The organism is Arthrobacter sp. C152 (genome assembly GCF_054890965.1).
The window spans coordinates 1-17300 of the sequence record NZ_JBTZSU010000031.1; the positions used below are offsets into that span (position 1 = coordinate 1).

General features: G+C 66.8%; 14 protein-coding genes. 1 reads left to right on the forward strand and 13 read right to left on the reverse strand.

The annotated features are described in order from the left end of the window. Positions 1-243 precede the first annotated feature (243 nt). From ACYSM9_RS17195 to ACYSM9_RS17215, 5 genes are all read right to left on the reverse strand, one after another. A complete protein-coding gene (locus ACYSM9_RS17195) occupies positions 244-1623 on the reverse strand; it encodes an MFS transporter (RefSeq protein ID WP_461858172.1) in 1380 nt (459 codons plus the stop codon). A gap of 459 nt (positions 1624-2082) precedes the next feature. Then, positions 2083-3297, reverse strand: coding sequence for a formaldehyde dehydrogenase, glutathione-independent (fdhA, locus tag ACYSM9_RS17200; protein WP_461858173.1), 1215 nt, complete (start codon positions 3295-3297; stop codon positions 2083-2085). Positions 3298-3425: 128 nt separating this feature from the next. Beyond that, positions 3426-4832, reverse strand: a complete 1407-nt coding sequence (locus ACYSM9_RS17205; RefSeq protein WP_461858174.1) for a ferredoxin reductase — start codon at positions 4830-4832, stop codon at positions 3426-3428. Further along, positions 4829-6130: an aromatic ring-hydroxylating oxygenase subunit alpha gene (locus tag ACYSM9_RS17210; RefSeq protein WP_461858175.1), complete on the reverse strand. Its 1302-nt coding sequence runs from the start codon at positions 6128-6130 to the stop codon at positions 4829-4831. Before ACYSM9_RS17210 ends, ACYSM9_RS17205 begins: the two co-directional genes overlap by 4 nt. 396 nt (positions 6131-6526) lie before the next feature. Beyond that, on the reverse strand, positions 6527-6901 hold the full coding sequence (locus ACYSM9_RS17215; RefSeq protein ID WP_461858176.1) for a rhodanese-like domain-containing protein: 375 nt from the start codon (positions 6899-6901) through the stop codon (positions 6527-6529). 190 nt (positions 6902-7091) lie between these two features. On the opposite strand from ACYSM9_RS17215, the gene ACYSM9_RS17220 reads away from it, so the two are divergent. Next, complete coding sequence (locus ACYSM9_RS17220) at positions 7092-8318, forward strand: MFS transporter (protein ID WP_461858177.1); 1227 nt, start codon at positions 7092-7094, stop codon at positions 8316-8318. On the opposite strand, the gene ACYSM9_RS17225 is transcribed toward ACYSM9_RS17220, so the two are convergent. The 8 genes from ACYSM9_RS17225 to ACYSM9_RS17260 form a co-directional block, all read right to left on the reverse strand. Beyond that, positions 8295-9356, reverse strand: a complete 1062-nt coding sequence (locus ACYSM9_RS17225) for a DUF4862 family protein (RefSeq protein ID WP_461858178.1) — start codon at positions 9354-9356, stop codon at positions 8295-8297. The genes ACYSM9_RS17220 and ACYSM9_RS17225 overlap by 24 nt on opposite strands. Further along, positions 9356-10309, reverse strand: a complete 954-nt coding sequence (locus ACYSM9_RS17230) for a sugar kinase (protein WP_461858179.1) — start codon at positions 10307-10309, stop codon at positions 9356-9358. The genes ACYSM9_RS17225 and ACYSM9_RS17230 overlap by 1 nt, the downstream gene beginning before the upstream one ends. Then, entirely contained in the window at positions 10306-10992 is a 687-nt protein-coding gene (locus ACYSM9_RS17235) for a bifunctional 4-hydroxy-2-oxoglutarate aldolase/2-dehydro-3-deoxy-phosphogluconate aldolase (RefSeq protein ID WP_461858180.1), read from the reverse strand. Before ACYSM9_RS17235 ends, ACYSM9_RS17230 begins: the two co-directional genes overlap by 4 nt. A gap of 91 nt (positions 10993-11083) precedes the next feature. Further along, positions 11084-12472 carry an MFS transporter gene (locus ACYSM9_RS17240; protein WP_461858181.1) on the reverse strand — a complete coding sequence of 463 codons (1389 nt, stop codon included), beginning with the start codon at positions 12470-12472 and terminating at the stop codon, positions 11084-11086. A 56-nt stretch (positions 12473-12528) separates the two neighbouring features. Further along, positions 12529-13581, reverse strand: a complete 1053-nt coding sequence (locus ACYSM9_RS17245) for an NAD(P)-dependent alcohol dehydrogenase (protein ID WP_461858182.1) — start codon at positions 13579-13581, stop codon at positions 12529-12531. Next, positions 13578-15101 (reverse strand): mannitol dehydrogenase family protein, encoded by a 1524-nt coding sequence (locus ACYSM9_RS17250; protein ID WP_461858183.1) that lies wholly within the window; start codon positions 15099-15101, stop codon positions 13578-13580. Before ACYSM9_RS17250 ends, ACYSM9_RS17245 begins: the two co-directional genes overlap by 4 nt. A 2-nt stretch (positions 15102-15103) precedes the next feature. Further along, the gene (manD, locus tag ACYSM9_RS17255) at positions 15104-16321 is read right to left on the reverse strand and encodes a D-mannonate dehydratase ManD (protein ID WP_461858184.1); all 1218 of its coding nucleotides are present in this window, start codon (positions 16319-16321) and stop codon (positions 15104-15106) included. Further along, entirely contained in the window at positions 16318-17298 is a 981-nt protein-coding gene (locus ACYSM9_RS17260) for a 2-hydroxyacid dehydrogenase (protein ID WP_461858185.1), read from the reverse strand. Before ACYSM9_RS17260 ends, manD begins: the two co-directional genes overlap by 4 nt. Between the last annotated feature and the right edge of the window lie 2 nt (positions 17299-17300).

The window sequence follows — 17300 nt, forward strand, 5'->3', positions numbered from 1 at the left end:
GCCCCGGTGACGAGGGCGGTGGTGTAATCAGAAAAGGACATTGGTTCTCCAGGAGAAGGATGAGGCTGTGCGTTTACGGCACGGCCCGGTGGTTTTGTCGACGGTGGATTCGGTTGTGTCGCCCACAGGGTCCACCCTCGCGGAGCGGCCGCTGGCCTGTTGGCCAGCGGCCGCTCCGCTCGTGGTTGCGCTACTGCGCAATCAGCTTAGGCGGACGATAAACCGTCGCCTCTGCGCGCCAGGCTAACCGGTGATTCCGTGGGTAGCTTTGGCTGGCAACACGCTCGCGGCCGTGAGGACGGCCGTCTCCCGCTCACTCTGCTGCACCTCGTCGAGCTCCTTGAGCGTGTACTTTTTGGTCTCTTTGGCAGTGAGGGCCGAGATCCCTGCCAGGACCATGAACCCGAGTGCGACCATGGACGGTCCGACCCAATCCTTCAGGTCGGGGCCAGCGAGTGCTGTCGAGAGAACGGGGCCGATGACGCCCGAGATGGCAAAACCAATCTGGGTGCCCAGGGCGAGCCCGGAGACGCGCAGACGGCCAGGGAACATCTCTGCGAAGAATGAGGGCCAGGACGCGTTCACCATCGAGTAGAAGAGGGAGTAGTTGATGATGCCAAACAGGAAGATCAGCGACCAGTTGCCGGTCGTGATCGACCACAGGTACGGCACCATGGTGATGCCCACGCCGCCCGTTGCGATGAGGAACATCGTTTTGCGGCCGATCTTGTCCACAAGGTATCCCGCCAGGGGCGTGATTCCGAGGGCAATGACTGCCGAGACAGTGGTCGTCAGGAGCATGGTCGGCTTATCCAGCTTGTATCCAGCGGTACCGAATGCCACCGAGAACGTCTGCATCATGTAGCTCGTGCCGGCGATAAGCGCACAGAATACGATCCGCAGCACCGCGCGCCAGTGGAAGCGCAGAAGATGCCTGAGGGGGGCGACGTTCGCCTTGGCGGCCTGGACCTTCACGAACTCGGGCGGCTCCTGAACATGGCGGCGGATCAGGTATGCAGCGACCACTACGAGGGCGGATGCCCAGAACGGAAGCCGCCAGCCCCAGGTCAGCAGCTGCTCCTTGGGCATGGCGGAGATCGGGATGAAGACCAGCAGCGTGAGCAGCGTGCCGGAGGAGGAACCCAACGTTGTAAAGCTCGCGAGGAACCCGCGGCGGCCCTCGGATGCATGCTCCAGGCTCATGGTGATCGCGCTGGGCTGCTCGCCCGACAGGCACAGTCCTTGGATGACACGGATGGCCACGAGCAGGATCGGAGCAAGGGAACCGATCTGGGCGTACGTCGGAAGGCAGCCGATCAGGAAGGTACAGCCGCCGATGCCGAACAGCGTGATCATCATGACGAACTTGCGGCCGTGGCGGTCGCCCATCGGTCCCAGGATGAGGGAGCCGAGGGGACGCACGGCGTAGCCGACCGCGAAGGTGATCATGGCGAGCAGCACGCTGATCCCCTGGGGCAGCTCGGGTGAAAAGAAGAGCACGTTCAGAACCAACGCCGACGAGGTGCCATACACCGCGAAGTCGTAGTACTCCAACGTCGTACCGATCCAGGCCGCGACTGCGGCCCTGACCGGGGTCTTCCTGGGAAGTGTGGTTTCTGTCATTTCGTCTCCATGGCGATGGGTGAAAAGCGGCCTACCGGTTCACGTGGGCTTTGGGAAGAGAGCCCGGGTGGAATGTCCGGACGGTCCTGCTGCGGGCTTTGTCGCTCGACATCGTCTGTTTGGGCGGCTTTGCGGACTGGCCTCTGACATCAAATTAGCGTTTGAGGTGCAGGTCACACAAAGACTCTTTTTGTGTTCCCACATAGCAATTCTTTATGGCAGAGCGGGAGACCTCGGCCAAGTCCTGCCCCGCGCGATTTAGTGCATAGGGCCATTAATGCCGCGAACGGGATCCCGGGAATCCAGTGCATGGCTGCCACCCGGTGCAGCGGTTCGTTCGGGACCGGTTGAACGACCTCTAATGCGACACAAAAGAGGACGGCCGCTGTACCACCCGTGCGCTCCGGGTGGTGCAGCGGCCGTCCCAGCCTGCGAGGGGGAAGCCCCTCCTGCCTTGGATTAGTTGCTGAGGTAGCCGTTCGGGTCCAGGACGTACTTCGTGGCGGCTCCTGCGTCGAATTCCGCGTACCCCCGCGGTGCCTCGTCGAGCGAAATGGCCGTGGCGTTGACCGCCTTCGCGATCTGGATCCTGTCGTGCAGGATCGCCATCATCAGCTGCCGGTTGTACTTCATCACCGGGCACTGGCCTGTTGCGAAGGAGAGGGATTTCGCCCATCCGGTGCCGAGGGACAGGGACAGGCTGCCCTTCTGGGCCGCCTCGTCCGCGGCACCCGGATCCCCGGTGACATACAGGCCGGGAATGCCAACTGACCCGCCGGCGGTGGTCAGGTCCATCAGCGAATTGAGCACGGTGGCGGGCGCCTCCTGGGCGCCGTGTCCGTGCCCGCGGGCCTCGAATCCGACGGCGTCGATGCCGGCATCGACCTCCCGGACGCCGAGGATCTGCTCGATCTGGTCAGCCGGGTCGCCGTTGGCCACATTGACGGTTTCGCAGCCGAAGGAACGGGCCTGGGCGAGGCGATCCTCATTCAGGTCTCCCACGATGACCACCGCGGCTCCCAGCAACTGCGCGCTGGCCGCCGCGGCAAGTCCCACGGGTCCGGCACCGGCAACATAGACGGTGGACCCGACGCCGACACCTGCCGTGACGGCGCCGTGGAATCCGGTCGGGAGGATGTCCGAGAGCATGGTCAGGTCCATGATCTTCTCCAGTGCCTGGTCCCGGTCGGGGAACCGCAGGAGGTTCCAGTCGGCGTAGGGGACCAGGACGTACTCTGCCTGCCCTCCGACCCACCCGCCCATGTCGACGTAGCCGTAGGCGGACCCGGGACGGTCCGGGTTCACGTTCAGGCAGATCCCGGTCTTGCGTTCTTTGCAGTTCCGGCAACGCCCGCAGGAAATGTTGAAGGGGACCGAGACGATGTCCCCAACCTTGATGAACTCGACGTCGGGCCCGGTCTCGATGACTTCACCGGTGATCTCGTGGCCCAGGACGAGGCCGGCCGGGGCCGTGGTGCGGCCGCGGACCATGTGCTGGTCGGAGCCGCAGATGTTGGTGCTGACGGTGCGCAGGATGACGCCGTGCGGGACCTTCCGGCCGACATTTATGGGGTTGACGCCCGGCCCGGCCTTCAGTTCAAACGTGGGGTACGGGGTGTCGATAATTTCGACGACGCCCGGCGCCTTGTAAGCAACGGCTTTGTTACCTGACATGGAATGGCTCCTATGGTTGGTGTTCGAATTGCCACAGAAGGCCTGACGCTGGCTGCATCAGACCTTCCGTGACGTGGTTGGTTGTCAGTTCTGTGGGGGCGCGCCTGAGGATACCGCTCCGGGAGCAGTCAGGCGTCGATCACCATGTCGGTGCGGGCGGTGGAGCAGCAGGGAAGGAACTTGCCCGCATCAATTTCCCGTTTGCGGATTCCGCCCTGGTGGTTCATGTCGATCTCCCCGGACAGCTTGACCACCTTGCAGGAGCCGCACATGCCCTCCTTGCAGTTGGCGCCGATCCGGACACCCGCACGCTGTGCCACCCCGAGGATGGGCTCCTCCGGGTCGATCCGCACATTGATACCGGTGCGCATGAAGGACAGAGTGAGGCTGCCGGTTCCCACGGTGTCGAAGCTTGAGGCATCAGGGGCTTGAGCCTCCGGGGCCGCGGCCGGGGTGCCGGCGGCGGAAGCTTCCGGGGTGGCGGCTTCCAGAGCCAGTCCGGTGGCCTGAAGGGTTCCTTCGTCGTCGTAGCCGGGCTCGTAGATCCCGAACGCTGCGGGCTGGCCTTCGAAGTAGTCCTCGGCGGACTCCGCGATTTCCTCAGCGATCTCCTCGGCGATGTCCGCGGCCAGGGCGAGCTCGGCCTGGTATTCGAGGAGGGTCTGCCGGTCGCCGGAGAAGAACTCCATGTAGATGGAGGTGTCGTCGACGCCCACCTTCTGGAGCAGCTCGGTGGCGGTGTTCAGGTAACCCTCGGGTCCGCAGGCGTACACCTGGCGGCCGTTGGCGTCGGGCGCCACCTCATCGATCATGGCCGAGCTCAGGCGTCCGCTGAAGCCTTCCCAGTCCTCGGGCCTGCCGCGGTCGCCCAGGGCGTAGAAAACCTTGACACGCGAGTCCACGGAAGCGATGTACGCAAGCTCCCGGTGGAAGGCAAAGCCGCCGGCTTCCGCACCGTGGTAGAGAACCACCACGTCGGCGGTTCCCGGCAGGGAGTGGATGGTCCGCAGCATCGACATGATAGGGGTGATGCCGGCGCCGGCGGCCAGGAAGAGGTACCGGGCGCGCCGGTCCGCATCGGGCAGGTGGAATGCCCCCACGGGTCCCAGCATGTCCAGGACGGTGCCCGGCCGGACGTTGTCGTGGACCCACGGGGAAACCAGGCCGCCGGCGTCCTTCTTGACGGTGACGCTGAAGGTCCACGGTTCCGTGGGTGAACTGGACAGCGAGTAGCTGCGGTCCACCGGTTCCTGGTCCTCGCCGTTCACGGGGAAGGCGATGTTCACGTACTGCCCGGCGCGGAAGGCCAGGGGCGCACCGTCGGTGCGGCGGAACACGAAGGTCATCATGCCGCCCGCTTCGGGAACGGTCTCGACACATTCGGCCATGAACTCCTGCGGATGCCACGGGCCCAGGGCCTTGGCTGCGCTGGCCGGTCCTTCGATGCTGCCCATGACCCGGTTCCACGGCATTTCAAGGCCGCGGATGCGCTGTGGTTCCTGGACGGGCGTCTCAGTCAGGGCAACGTCAATCATGCCAAGTGCTCCTGCACCCGCTGGACGTACCAGTTGATGAAGGCCTCCACCTGGTATTCGCTCTTCATGTAGGGGCCGGGTTCGTAGGCGGGGCTGGCGGCACCCTGCTGGCACAGCTCAACGAATGCCTTGTCCTGGATGTTGGTCTGCTTCCAGGTGTAGGTGAGCTTGTCGAGGTCGTAGTCGACGCCTTCCTCGGCGTCGTCAGCCACCAGCCAGGTGGTGCGGACCAGGGACTGGTGCTCGTTGATGGGGAAGACGCCGAACGTGATGACGTGGTCGCCCAGGAAGTGGAACCAGCTGTTGGGCTGCAGGTGCATCGAGCAGCGGCCCAGGCGGAAGTCGGGCAGGTCGCCGAGCAGCTTCTTGGAGAGCCTGCGGCCGTCGGCCGAGAACGATTCGCCTTCGCCGTCCAGGGATTCGCGCGAGATGCGGATACCGGCAATGCGGGTGTCGAGTTCCTCAACCACCTCGTAGGGCAGGCCGTAGCGGCGGCACCGTTCCTCAAGCGAGGACTGGGCTTCCTTGTTGCGGTCCCACACTTCTTCCAGGTGCGGCGGGATCAGGCCCTCGGTCAGGCCCCACGTGGGGAAGAGCGAGCAGGCGAGTTCCGGGTGTCCGTCGCAGTGGTAGCACTCACGGTTGTTCTCCATGACGAGCTTCCAGTTGCCCTCTTCGATGATGTTCTGCTGGTAGGCAATCTTCGTCTTGGACAGATCGTGGGGCGCGAGGTAGGGCTCAAAGATCTTCGCGGTTTCGTCAAAGTCAGTCGGGGGCTCATCCGCAATGCAGACGAAGATGAGTCCGGCAACCTCGCGGCTGTGGGCTCGTTTGAGGGCAAAGCAGTTCTTGTCGAACTTGGCTTCGCCGGGGGCGGAGGCGTGGATCAGGTTGCCCTCGGGGGAGTAGGTCCAGGAGTGGTAGCCGCAGACCAGGTTTCCGGTGGAGCCGGCAGCTTCGGTCAGGACACGGGCACCGCGGTGGCGGCAGACGTTGTGCAGGACGTTGACGTCGCCCTCGTCGGTGCGCAGCACGATCAGGGAGTAGGGGCCGTAGTCCACCGTGATGTAATCGCCCGGCTCCGGCAGCTCGGCAACGCTGCCGGCAAAGATCCAGTGCTGGCCGAAGATGGCCTCCATGTCGAGCTTGAAGATTGTCGGGTCCGTGTAGAAGGGGGCGTCGAGGGAATATCCCGTGCGCCGGAACTCGAACAGTTCGGTGATTTCCGCCAGTTGCTCGGCAGGCAATGAGGAAGCGAGTTTTCCGCGCTTGAGGGGGACGTTCACTGAAGCAGTCATGATGTGTTTCCTCCCGGGAGGGCTGGGTGGTGTGCGATTCGTGGAGACCACAGAGTTGGAGGCGGCAACCGGCGTTGTCGAAACTTTGTCGTCATCAAGTTGGGGAGGACCGACCTGCAACAATGCGTCCGTCTGGGACGTATCTGTACGCGCTGTACGCAACATCGATCACCATATGCAACAGTGTGACTCTTGCCACGCCTACTGTCAATCCGTTTTCCGCCGCGTCCGAAAGTTACGAAAACAGTGCAGCGGGGATGTGGAGGCGCCGCCGTTCCGAAAGCCCGCGGCGCCGGTTGTCATGGTTGTCTTGTGGCCAGGGAAAAGGCCCGCGGGCTCTTCGGCCGTGAAGGTCCTGGGCGCCGCGGGCTGGTTCAGTGTTGAGGGCCGGATTCTTTAGTCGGCTTGCTTGCGCAGGGCTGCCCATGCCTGGAAGCCGCCGATGAGGTCGGTGGCATGAGTCAGCCCCAGCAGCTGCAGCGTGTGCGCCGCGAGGCTGGAACTGTAGCCCTCGTTGCACACAATCACGATCCGGCGGGCGGGGTCATCGGCGATCGGGAGCCGGTAATCGCTGGAAGGATCGAGCCGCCACTCGAGAACGTTGCGGTCAATGACCACCGCCCCGGGAAGATCCCCGTCCCGCTCCCGCTGATCGGCCGGCCTTGTGTCAATCACAAGGGCGCCCGCTGCCATCTCCTGCGCAAGATCCGAAGGGTGCACGCGCTCCAGCCCGATGCGGCATTCCTCCAGGAACCGGTCGATGTGCCCCATTGCTTCCCTCGCTTTGCCTGGCGCTGCGTGTTTGAGCCACGCTAAATGTACCCCCCGGCCGTATCGGCCATGCCGTCTCCGGCTGGAAAATTGCCGATAAACAGGCCCGGAAAGGCAGCTTTCATGTAAAAATCTAGTGATACTTGGTTTTAGCCCGCATCGAGTGACTTCAATGGAGAAAAGAGCGAGCATGACGATCCAACTGACCCGCGGTCAATCGGCCCTGGGGGTGCTGCTTGCCAGCCCGCTCTACCGCGGCGCGACGCTCGCCCTGTTCTTCTCCGGTCTCGGATTCTCCGCCGCCGCACCACAAATCGCCCGTTTTTTGGTCGACGATCTCGGCGGCTCGTTAACGGTCGCGGGGCTGTTCTACCTGACCAACCTCACATCCCTGGCTGCCGGTTACCTGGTTGGACGGCGCTCCGACCGCACAGGGCGCAGGCTTGGCCCGTTCCGGCTTTGTGCGGTCGCCGGCTTTCTCGGCTGGGCCGGAATTGCCGTCTCAACCCAGCTCTGGATGCCATTTGTCATCAGCGCGCTCATCCTCGGCTTCGCCGGGGCGGCAACGTCGCAGCTCTTTGCGGCCATCCACGACGAGCTTGCGCTGCACCCCTCACCCGCCGGCGACACTATCGTCTCCTACGTCCGCATGTCGCTGACCTTGGGCTGGGTGATCGGGCCTGTCGCGGGGTCGTTCCTTGCCGCGCAAATGGGACTGCGCGCCATGCTGCTGGCGACGGCTGCGTGCACCCTGGCCCAGCTGCTCCCGCTGGGTTTCCTGCGTGACTCCACTGCGGACGCGACGGCGGCATCCGCCAACGGGCCTGGGGGGCGCGGGCCAAAACCGCACGTGTCCCCGAAAGCCATGACGCCGCTGCTGGCATTCACTGCTCTCTATGTCCTGGTTTACGCCGGGGAACCCATCAAGTACGCGTACCTGCCGATCTATATGAATGACCAGGGCTACCCGCCACCCCTTAGCGGCGCCATCATCGGCATCCAGCCCCTGGTGGAGCTCATTCTGATGCCCGTCGCTGCTGTGGCCGCCCGGCGGACGGGAATGGTGAACCTCATGGTGCTTGGGGCCCTCTTTGGCGTCGGCGCGAACGTGCTCTTTGCGGTCAGCGGGTCTCCCGCCGGGCTGCTGGCTGCCCAGGTCCTCATGGGTGGCGTGTGGGGAGTGTTCGCTGGCTTGGGAATCATCGTGGCCCAGCGGCTGCTGCCCAATGCAGTGGCGACCGCCTCTGCGATTTTCATCAGTGCCCCGGCGGTCAGCTCTGCCCTCGGGGGCGTGATTGGCGGAATCGGTGTTGCTGCCGCTGGCCTGCCGCTTGTGTTCCTTGCACCCAGCGCGCTGGCACTGCTGGCAGCCACAGGACTGCTGGTGCTGCAGTCAAGACTGCGCGCCCGGATCTGACTGCGCCCCACAGGGGCGAGAAGAGGTCTTGCACGCCGCTGCACTGACGGACCGGGCGAGGTCCAGGGTGCCGGCGATGGCGGCAACGCGCTGCTCCACAGTGGAGCCGGGCGGAGCGGCCACCTTGATGGCCCGGAATCCTGTCGGCCCCTGGGGGCCTGCAGCGTGCAGGCACTGGGACAACCGCTCCCGGGTCAGGAGCGAGCCGTCCTCGAACGGCTCCGCCTCCGGCAGTCCGTCGGGCCAGCCATGGCCGTCGGCGGGTGCCGGGGGAACGTGAACGTCGGCCCAGGCCTTCCCGTACCGGGTGTCGACGCCGGCGCAGCCGGAAACCGTGAAGCCGCCAAGGAGTCCGGCGCCGCGCAGCATCTGGACATGTTCGAGGCCTGCCTCAGGGCGGCGCTGTTCGATGACGGAGCGAGCCCAGTTGATGGCTATGCTGACTGGCCGCCCGCCCGCTTCATTGGCTTCCCGGACGGCCGCAATTTCCTCTTCAAGGGGGAGGAAGCCCTTGGCGGGAGGCCGTCCCGGCATGAGGGCATCACAGTGTTCCAACAGCACGTGGACAACGTCCCACTCCCACGCGGCGATCTCTTCCAATGACGCGGCCAGCGCCGCGGCCGAGGCCTTCCCTGGAGATGCGACCGGGGCGCCGTGCAGCTGGATGGCGTGGACGGCGGGCCGGCCCAGCGCGTCGCTGAGCCTTCCAGCTGCCCGGTGGGCCTCCCGGACGAAGGAAACAGCGTCCCGCCGTCCATCCGGTGACGTCGATGCCAGGCCAAAGCCGGGGTCGGCTGCGAGCCGTTCCATGGTCCCGGGAATAGTGGTCAGGATGAAGCGGGCGCCCGCGGGCAAGCGGCGGAACAGCCAGTCCTCGTCGTACTTGTGCAGCGTCCCTGCATACGGCAGTTCGAGGCCCGCGGCTCCATCGAGTTCGAGCACGGACTGCAGGAAGGCGGCCTCAGCGGCAGGGTCCCACCCTGCCAGGGCCGGGGCTGCCGCGTAGGCTCCGATGAAGAATCCCTCCGGCGCGCCCATCAGCGCAGCACCGGTTCGGTGGACATCAGCAGCGGCAGTTCCTCCCGGCGCGGGAACCCTTCCCAGTCGCCGGCCACAAGGCAGGCGAAGGCGCCCGTGCAGACGGCGGTGTGCAGCCGGGTTGCAGGGGCGGCGCCGGCCATGAATTCGGCAAGGTAGCCGGCAACGAACGCGTCCCCGGCGCCCACCGTGTCCACCACTAAGACGGGGATTGCGGCCTGGCGGTAGAGCGTTCCGTCCACCAGCGCGCAGGCTCCGTCGGCGCCCAACTTGATGACCGCCTGCCGCGCTCCCAGCTGAACAAGGCTGTGGGCCAGCTCCTCCGGGTCGTCCGCGGGCCCGACGGCGATCGCGGCTTCGTCGGCTCCCGCGAACACGATGTCCGCCAGCGGGATGATGTCACGGTAGGCGGCGCGGGCGGTTTCCCGGGACCACAGCTTCGCACGGTAATTGAGGTCGAAGGACACCGGCACTCCCGCTGCCCTGGCCGCTGAAAGCGCTTCGAAGACTGTGGCTGCGGCTTCCTCCGACAGGGCCGGGGTTATTCCTGTGACGTGCAGCAGTCCGGCGTTGCGGATGAGGCCGTGGTCCAGGTCCGCCGGGGACAGCCGGGAGCCGGCGCTGCCGGAGCGGTAGTAGCTGACGCTCTGCAGATCAGGGGTCCGGCGCTCCTTGAGCATCAGGCCGGTCGGCGCCGCGTCATCGACGGTGACCCGCGCCTCCACTGCCTCCGCGCGTATCTCCCGTGCCACCAGCTGCCCCAGCGTGTCCGCGCCGACACGGCCGCACCAGACAGCCTGCACACCGAGCCGCTGCAGGCCGATGGCCACATTGGATTCTGAGCCGCCGATGCCAAGGCTGAGGGTCGAGGCATGGGCCAGCGGACCGGCCTGGTCGGCGCGCATCAGCGCCATGGTCTCACCAAAGGTGAGCACGTAGGGGGCGGATATCACTTCGCGCCCTCCAGCTGTTCCACGGCCTGGCCGATCAGAGCGCGGACCCGGCGGGCCCGCGAGGACAGCTCGTGCAGGTCACCGCCCTTGAACGCGTCGCCCAGCAGCGGGCCGCCGAGGCTCACGGCGAGGGCGCCGGCTTTGATCCAGGCGGGAACGTCGTCGATGTTGACGCCGCCGGAGGGGATCACCTGGATGTCCGGGAATGGGCCGCGCAGCTGGGCAATATAGGAGGCGCCCACCGTGGCGGCGGGAAAGACCTTCACGGCGGTGGCGCCGAGCTTCCAGCCGGCGTGAAGTTCGGTGGGGGTGAGGCCGCCCGGGTAGACCGGGATTCCGCGGTCGACACAGACGGAGATCACCGCAGGGTCGGTGACCGGGGTGACGATGTAGGCTGCACCGAGGTCCAGGGCCGTTTCGGCGTCCGCCGCGTCCGTGACCGTTCCGACCCCAATTTCCACGCCGTCCCCGAAACGTTCGCGGAGCCGGGGCAGTTCGTCCCAGACCCCCGGGGTGCTGAGGGTCAGTTCAATGCTGAGGACGCCGCCGCGCTGCAGGGCCTCAATGACGGGCGTGTAATCCGAGGCGTGGCGGGCCCTCAGGACCGCCACGGCCTTGGTGTCCCGAAGGACGGTGGAAGGACAGGGCCGGACCGCCGTGGGGGCGTGGTCGGGGCGGAGCATGGGATTTCCTTTGGCGTTGGGTGGGATGCAGCGGACTGAAACGTGCACGACGGCGGTACGCACCGCCGTCGTGCACGTTTCTTTGGTGGGACTACTTGGCGGAACGGGTGGCGGCTAACTGCGCCGAGGCGTCCCTGGCGGCCGCTTCGCCGTGGTGGGTGGCGTCCTCCAACTCCGTCAGGTCACGGTTGAGGGTCTCCGGGGAGAGCCGGGTGGCGACGAAGCTGACGAGCATGGTCAGCGACATGTAGATGGCCACCGGGATCCAGGAGTTGCTGAACAGCCCCAGCAGTCCTGCGCAGATCATGGGGGCGACGCCGCCGCCGATGATCGAGGAGAATTCACGGCCCAGGGTGACGCCGGCGTAGCGGTAGCGGCTGCCGAAGATTTCCGGGAAGTAGCTCATGTGTACTCCCACCACGCCCTGGCAGGCCAACATGAAGCCCACGATGATCACCAGGACGATCGCGACGGGGGATCCCGTGGTGAGGAGCATGAACGCGGGAGCGGGGAAGAGGATCAGCGCGCCGGCGATGAGGGAGACGACCCGGCGGCGGCCGATCTTGTCGGACAGGATTCCGAAGGACACTGCCGCCACGCCGCCGCACAGCGCCCCGATGAGCAGGACCGGCGGGATGAACTTGGGGTCGGTGCCCACAACGGTGATCAGGTAGGACGCCATGAATACCTGGATGGTGTAGGACTGGGTGCTGACGCCGAAGTTCATGAGGATGACGCGCAGGACGTTGGCCTTGCCGCGCTTGGCGACTTCCTTAAGCGGTGCCGGCGGCTCGGTGCGGGCCTGCTTGATCTCTTCGAAGACGGGGGATTCATCGAGCTTGCGCCGGATCACCAGCGCGGCGATGGTGACGAAGATGCTGGAGAGGAAGACCAGCCGCCAACCCCAGGTCAACATGTCGTTGGGCGCCAGGGATTGGGCGGCGATCCACACCAGCGCCCCCAGCGCGGTGCCGGCCGCAGCGCCGACCATGATCAGCGAGGCCAGCTTGCCGCGGGTGCCGGGGGCGGCGGATTCGGTCAGCAGGGTAGCGCCGCCGGACTGTTCGGCGCCGGCCCCGAAGCCCTGGGCTGCGCGGCACACGCACAGCAGGACCGGGGCGAGCAGGCCGATCTGGTCGAAGGTGGGCAGCAGGCCGATGGCCAGCGTGGCGCCGCCCATCAGCAGCAGGGTGACCACGAGGACCCATTTGCGCCCCAGGCGGTCACCGAAGTGGGAGAAGAAGACGCCGCCGAGGGGGCGGAACAGGAAGCCGACGGCGAAGGTGGTGAAGCTGGCGATCAGCGCCGCGGCGGGGGAGACGTTGGGGAAGAACAGCTTGCTGAAGACCAGCGCGGAGGCGGTGCCGTAGATGACGAAGTCATACAGTTCGAGGGTGGTGCCGATAAGGCCGGCGACGGCGGCCTTCCGGACTTTGCTTTGATCGATGTTTCCCGGGGGGACGTGCGCTGCAGTGGTCATGTCCATACTCCTTTGAATGGATGCCTGTTGTTGCTGGGCCTGGGGGCCGTTGGGGACTAGTAGGTGATGAGTACTTTGAGGTTGGTGGGGTCGGTGATGGGTGCCGTGAGGGCGGTTGCGGCATCCTCCAGCGGGTAGGTCGCGGTGATGAGCGATGGCAGGTCGACGGCGCCCGAGGCGGCGAGGTCGATTGCGGCCGGGAAGGCGTGGGCGTAGCGGAACGCGGTGACGAGGTCGATTTCGTAGCGCTGGAGGAACCCGAGGGGGATGCCGTCCACCGTGGGTTTGGCCTGGCCGACGACGGTGGCGCGGGCCGCCGGTGCCAGGGTCTGGATTCCCTCCGCCAGGGCCCGGGTGTTCCCGGAGCATTCGATCAGCCGGTCCATGCCGGCCAGGTCCAGTGGTGTGGTGGCGGTGTTGATGGTGCGGGTGGCACCGAACGTGCCGGCCATGGCGAGCCTGTCGTCGTTGACGTCCGTCACCACGATCTCCGCGGCCCCCTTGGCTGCCGCTACCTGGGCGACGAGAAGGCCGATGGGCCCGGCGCCGGTCACCAGCACGCGCTGCCCGGCCTCTACCTGCGCCCGTTCCACGGCCCAGACCGCGACGGCGAGCGGCTCGATGGCTGCGCCGATCTCCGCCGGGATGCTGTCCGGCAGTGTGTGGACGGCGGTTTCGGGGACCACCACGTGGCGGGCGAACAGCCCGTCCGTGGGCGGGGAACCGAAGCAGGTTCCGGTGGGGCAGAGGTTGTACCGTCCGGACCGGCAGGTGGCGCATTCTCCGCACGGCAGGGCCGGTTCAATCACGACGGCGGTGCCGGGCGCGACTTTGCTGCCTGGTCCGGCGGCGGTGACGACCCCCGCGCCTTCGTGCCCCAGGACTGTGGGCCGGCGCAGGACGTTGGTGCCGTTGCGGCCGTCAGCGAAGTAGTGCATGTCCGAGCCGCAGATCCCGCCGGAGCGCATCTCGACGAGGAGGTCGTGGCGTCCGAGCGGGGGCAGGGCCCTGTGTTCGATGCGCAGGTCCCGGGCACCGTGCAGCACCGCGGCCTGGGTGCCGGCAGGGAGTCCGGTGGTGTTCGATTCGGGAACGGCTTGGGTGGTCATGGCGTGCTCCGGGTGGTGTGGAGGGAGGGTGCGGGGTCGGAGGCGGAATCCGCTTCTGCGGCTGCCGCCAGCGGCCCTGCCGTGCGAATGATGTCAATGAACTCGCCCGTGCGCGCAATGAAGCTCTCGCGTTCGGCGAGTTCGCCGCCGAGGAGGTGGTGGTCGCGGAGGACCTTGGACGCAAGGTCGGCGCCTGAACGTGACCGTTCGGCCAGCCCCGCGAGCAGGCCCCTGGCCGGGTCCAGCATGGCGTGTGCGTGGGGACCGGGATCGAAACCGGGCAGCGGGGCGACGCAGGCGAGGTAGGCGGCGGCGGTCAGCGCCAGCAGTTGCGGCATCCGGCCGTCGCCGAGCATCTGCAGCGCCGGTAATGGAATCCGCTGCCGCAGCTTGACCGACCCGTCCGAGCCCACCTGGCTGGTGCGGTGGCCGAGGGCGGTGTTCCGCCAGCGGGAGAAGAGCTGTTCCTCGTAGGCGCCCACGTCCACTCCGGCCGGCACCGAGACGCTGGGCAGGTACTCGTTCCGCAGGACGTCGCGGGCGGCCAGTTCAATGTCCGGGTTCGCGACGGACCCGGGAATGGTGGCCGCGCCGGTGAGGGCGCCGAGGTAGGCGATGAGGGAGTGCGTGCCGTTGAGGAGCCTGACCTTCAGCTGCTCGTACCCCGCCACTTCGTCGGAGAACACTGCCCCGCCGGCTTCCCAGGCAGGGCGTCCGGCGATGAAGTTGTCCTCGACGATCCACATGGTGAAGGGTTCGGCCGGGACGGGGATCCGGTCGGTGTAACCGCGCTGCGCGGCGACCAGGCTGCGGTAGTGGTCGGTGGTGGCCGGGACGATCCGGTCCACCATGGAGGAGGGGAAACTGGTGTTCTGGTCGATGAAGGCCAGGGTCTCAGCGGCTTCGGGCGCCGGAAGCAGGGAGGCGAATTCGCGGACCAGCCGCTGGGTGTGGTGGCCGTTGTCGGCCAGATTGTCGCAGCTGAGGATGGTGACGGGTTCGCCGTGCGTCCGGGACCGGTGCTGCAGGCCGCGGACGATCTGTCCGATGGGTGTTTGCGCCGAGTCCGGGTGCGCCAGGTCGTGCTGGATGGCCGGGTCCTTCAGGTTCAGCGATCCGGTGGCGGGGGCGTAGTTGTAGCCGTTTTCGGTGACGGTCAGTGAGACGATGCGGGTTCCGGCGTCGCCAATGGTTCTGGCTACACGGGCGGGGTCGGCGGCGGCGGTGAAGGCGTCCGTGTGGACCCGTGGCATGGAGAACCTGGAGCCTTTAGGCGAGATTTCGACCACGGTGTAGAGCATGTCCTGGGCGTGCATTGCGTCCGGGACGGCGGCGGAGCGGCTGGCGACGCCGATGATGCCCCAGTCGCCGCCGTGGGCAGTGACGGCCGCATCGGTGTAGACGGCCTGGTGGGCGCGGTGGAAGTTTCCCAGGCCCAGGTGCACGATCCCGGCAGGGGGTGCAGCCGGCCGGCGCAGGACCCCGGGGGTGGTGGCTGTCAGCGGGGGAGCGGAAGTCATGGTCACCAGTCCTTCATGGAGCCGTCGAGCTCGCGGGCGATGGGCAGGTAGGCCTGCTTGTAGGGGAACCGTGCGGCCGCGGCCTCGTCGACGTGCACGCCGAGGCCTGGTTCGTCGCCGGGGTGGAGGTAGCCGTCCTCGAACCGGAAGCTGGACTGGAAGACCTCCGAGACCAGGGGGGCGTAGCCCATGTATTCCTGGATGGCGAAGTTGCTCGTGGCGAGGCCCAGATGGAGCGAGGCGGAGAGGTTGATGGGCGAGACGTCGGAGGGGCCGTGGGGGGCGCCCTTGATCTGGTAGACCTCGGCGAGGGCCAGGATCTTGCGGACGTGGGAGATGCCTCCGGCGTGGACGACGGCGGTGCGGATGAAGTCGATGAGGCGTTCGGTGAGAAGGTGCTCGCAGTCCCAGATGGTGTTGAAGACCTCTCCGATGGCGAGCGGGATGGTGGTCTGCTGGCGCAGGGACCGCAGGAGCCGCTGGTTTTCGGCCGGGGTGACGTCCTCGAGCCAGAACAGGTCCACGTCCTCGAGGGAGCGGGCCAGCCGCGCGGCCTCGGTGGGGTTGAGCCGGTGGTGCACGTCGTGGAGGAGCTTCAGGTCGGGACCCACGTGCTCGCGGACCGCGGACAGGACCTTGGGCGCGTGGCGGAGGTATGCGGACGTGTCCCAGTCCTCTTCGACGGGGCCGGCGCCGCGGCCGGCGGGTTCGTAGCTGGCGGCACCCCTGGTGACGCCGTAGACCTTGTCCAGCCCGGGAACTCCGGACTGGGCGCGGACGGCGCGGAAACCCTGGTCGCGGCGGCGGTCGACGGAGTCGAGGAGTTCGGGCAGGTCCCAGCCGGTGGCGTGGGTGTAGGTGAGGATCCTGTCCCTCGCGGCGCCGCCGAGCAGTTGGTACACGGGAACGTCCAGGGCCTTGCCCTTGATGTCCCAGAGGGCCAGGTCGATGGCCCCGATGGCTGCCATGGTGACAGGGCCGCGCCGCCAGTAGGCGCCCCGGTAGAAGTACTGCCAGGTGTCTTCGATGCGGTCGGCGTCCCGGCCCAGCAGGGCGGGGGCGAGGTGGTCGCGGAGGTAGCTGGCGACGGAGAGTTCGCGGCCGTTGAGGGTGGCGTCGCCCCAGCCGACGATGCCGTCGTCCGTGGTGATTTTCAGGGTGACGAAGTTGCGGCTGGGGCTGGTGACGAGGACGTCGACGTCGACGATTTTTCGGGTCATCGGGAAATCACTACATTCTTCAGGGGCTGGTTCGTGGACAATCGGGTGATGTTGGCCGCGATTTCGAGGGCGCGGCCGCGGAAGGTTTCGGCGGTGACGCCGGAGGAGTGCGGGGTCATGATGATGTTGTCCAACCGGCCGAACGGCAGGGCGGATGGTTCCCCGCGCCCGTCCGGACCGGGGTACTGGTACCAGACGTCGATCGCGGCGCCCGCGATCCGGCGGTCCTTCAATGCCTCGTACAGCGCTGCTTCGTCGACGACAGGCCCGCGGGCCACGTTGACGATCTGCCCTTCGGGGCCAAGGTTGTCCAGTTCGGCTGCTCCCACCAGGCCGGTGGTCCCGGCATCGAGCGGGATGCTGACCACCAGCACGTCGGACTCGCTGAGGGCCTCGGCCAGCCGCTCCGTGGTGCCGGTCCAGCGCAGCGAGTGGTCGGCTGCGCTGGTGGATCCGCTGCGGGTGATGGCTATCCCTTCGGCGCCGAATGCCCGCAGCAGGTACCATGCGGCGCTGCCGATGTGCCCGAAGCCGAGGAAGGTGACCACCGCCCCGCGCAGTGTTTCGGGCTGGCGGACATCGGCGGAGTAGACGGACGAAGACCAGACACCGGTGCGCAGCGCGGCGTCCTGGCCGAGCAGGTTCCGCCGCAGTGCCACCAGGACGGCGGCGATGTGTTCGGCGATGGAGCCTTCGTGATGGAAGGTGTTGGCGCAGATGGCGCCCGCCGGCAGGGCGTCCGCGTCAATGCCGTCGTAGCCTGCCCCTGCTACATGGACAAGGCGGAGGTTCTTCGCTTCGGCGCCCATGGCGGCAGTGAATTTTGGCCCGACGTAAACGTCGGCGTCCTTCAGGTCGGTCACGACGGAGTGCTCGTTCCAGCTGTCGTGCCAGGACGTGGCGGTACCTTCCGGCAGAGCCGATTCGAGGGTGGCCCGCTGGGGCAGCAGGTTGGAGTCTGCGATGACGATTCTCATGG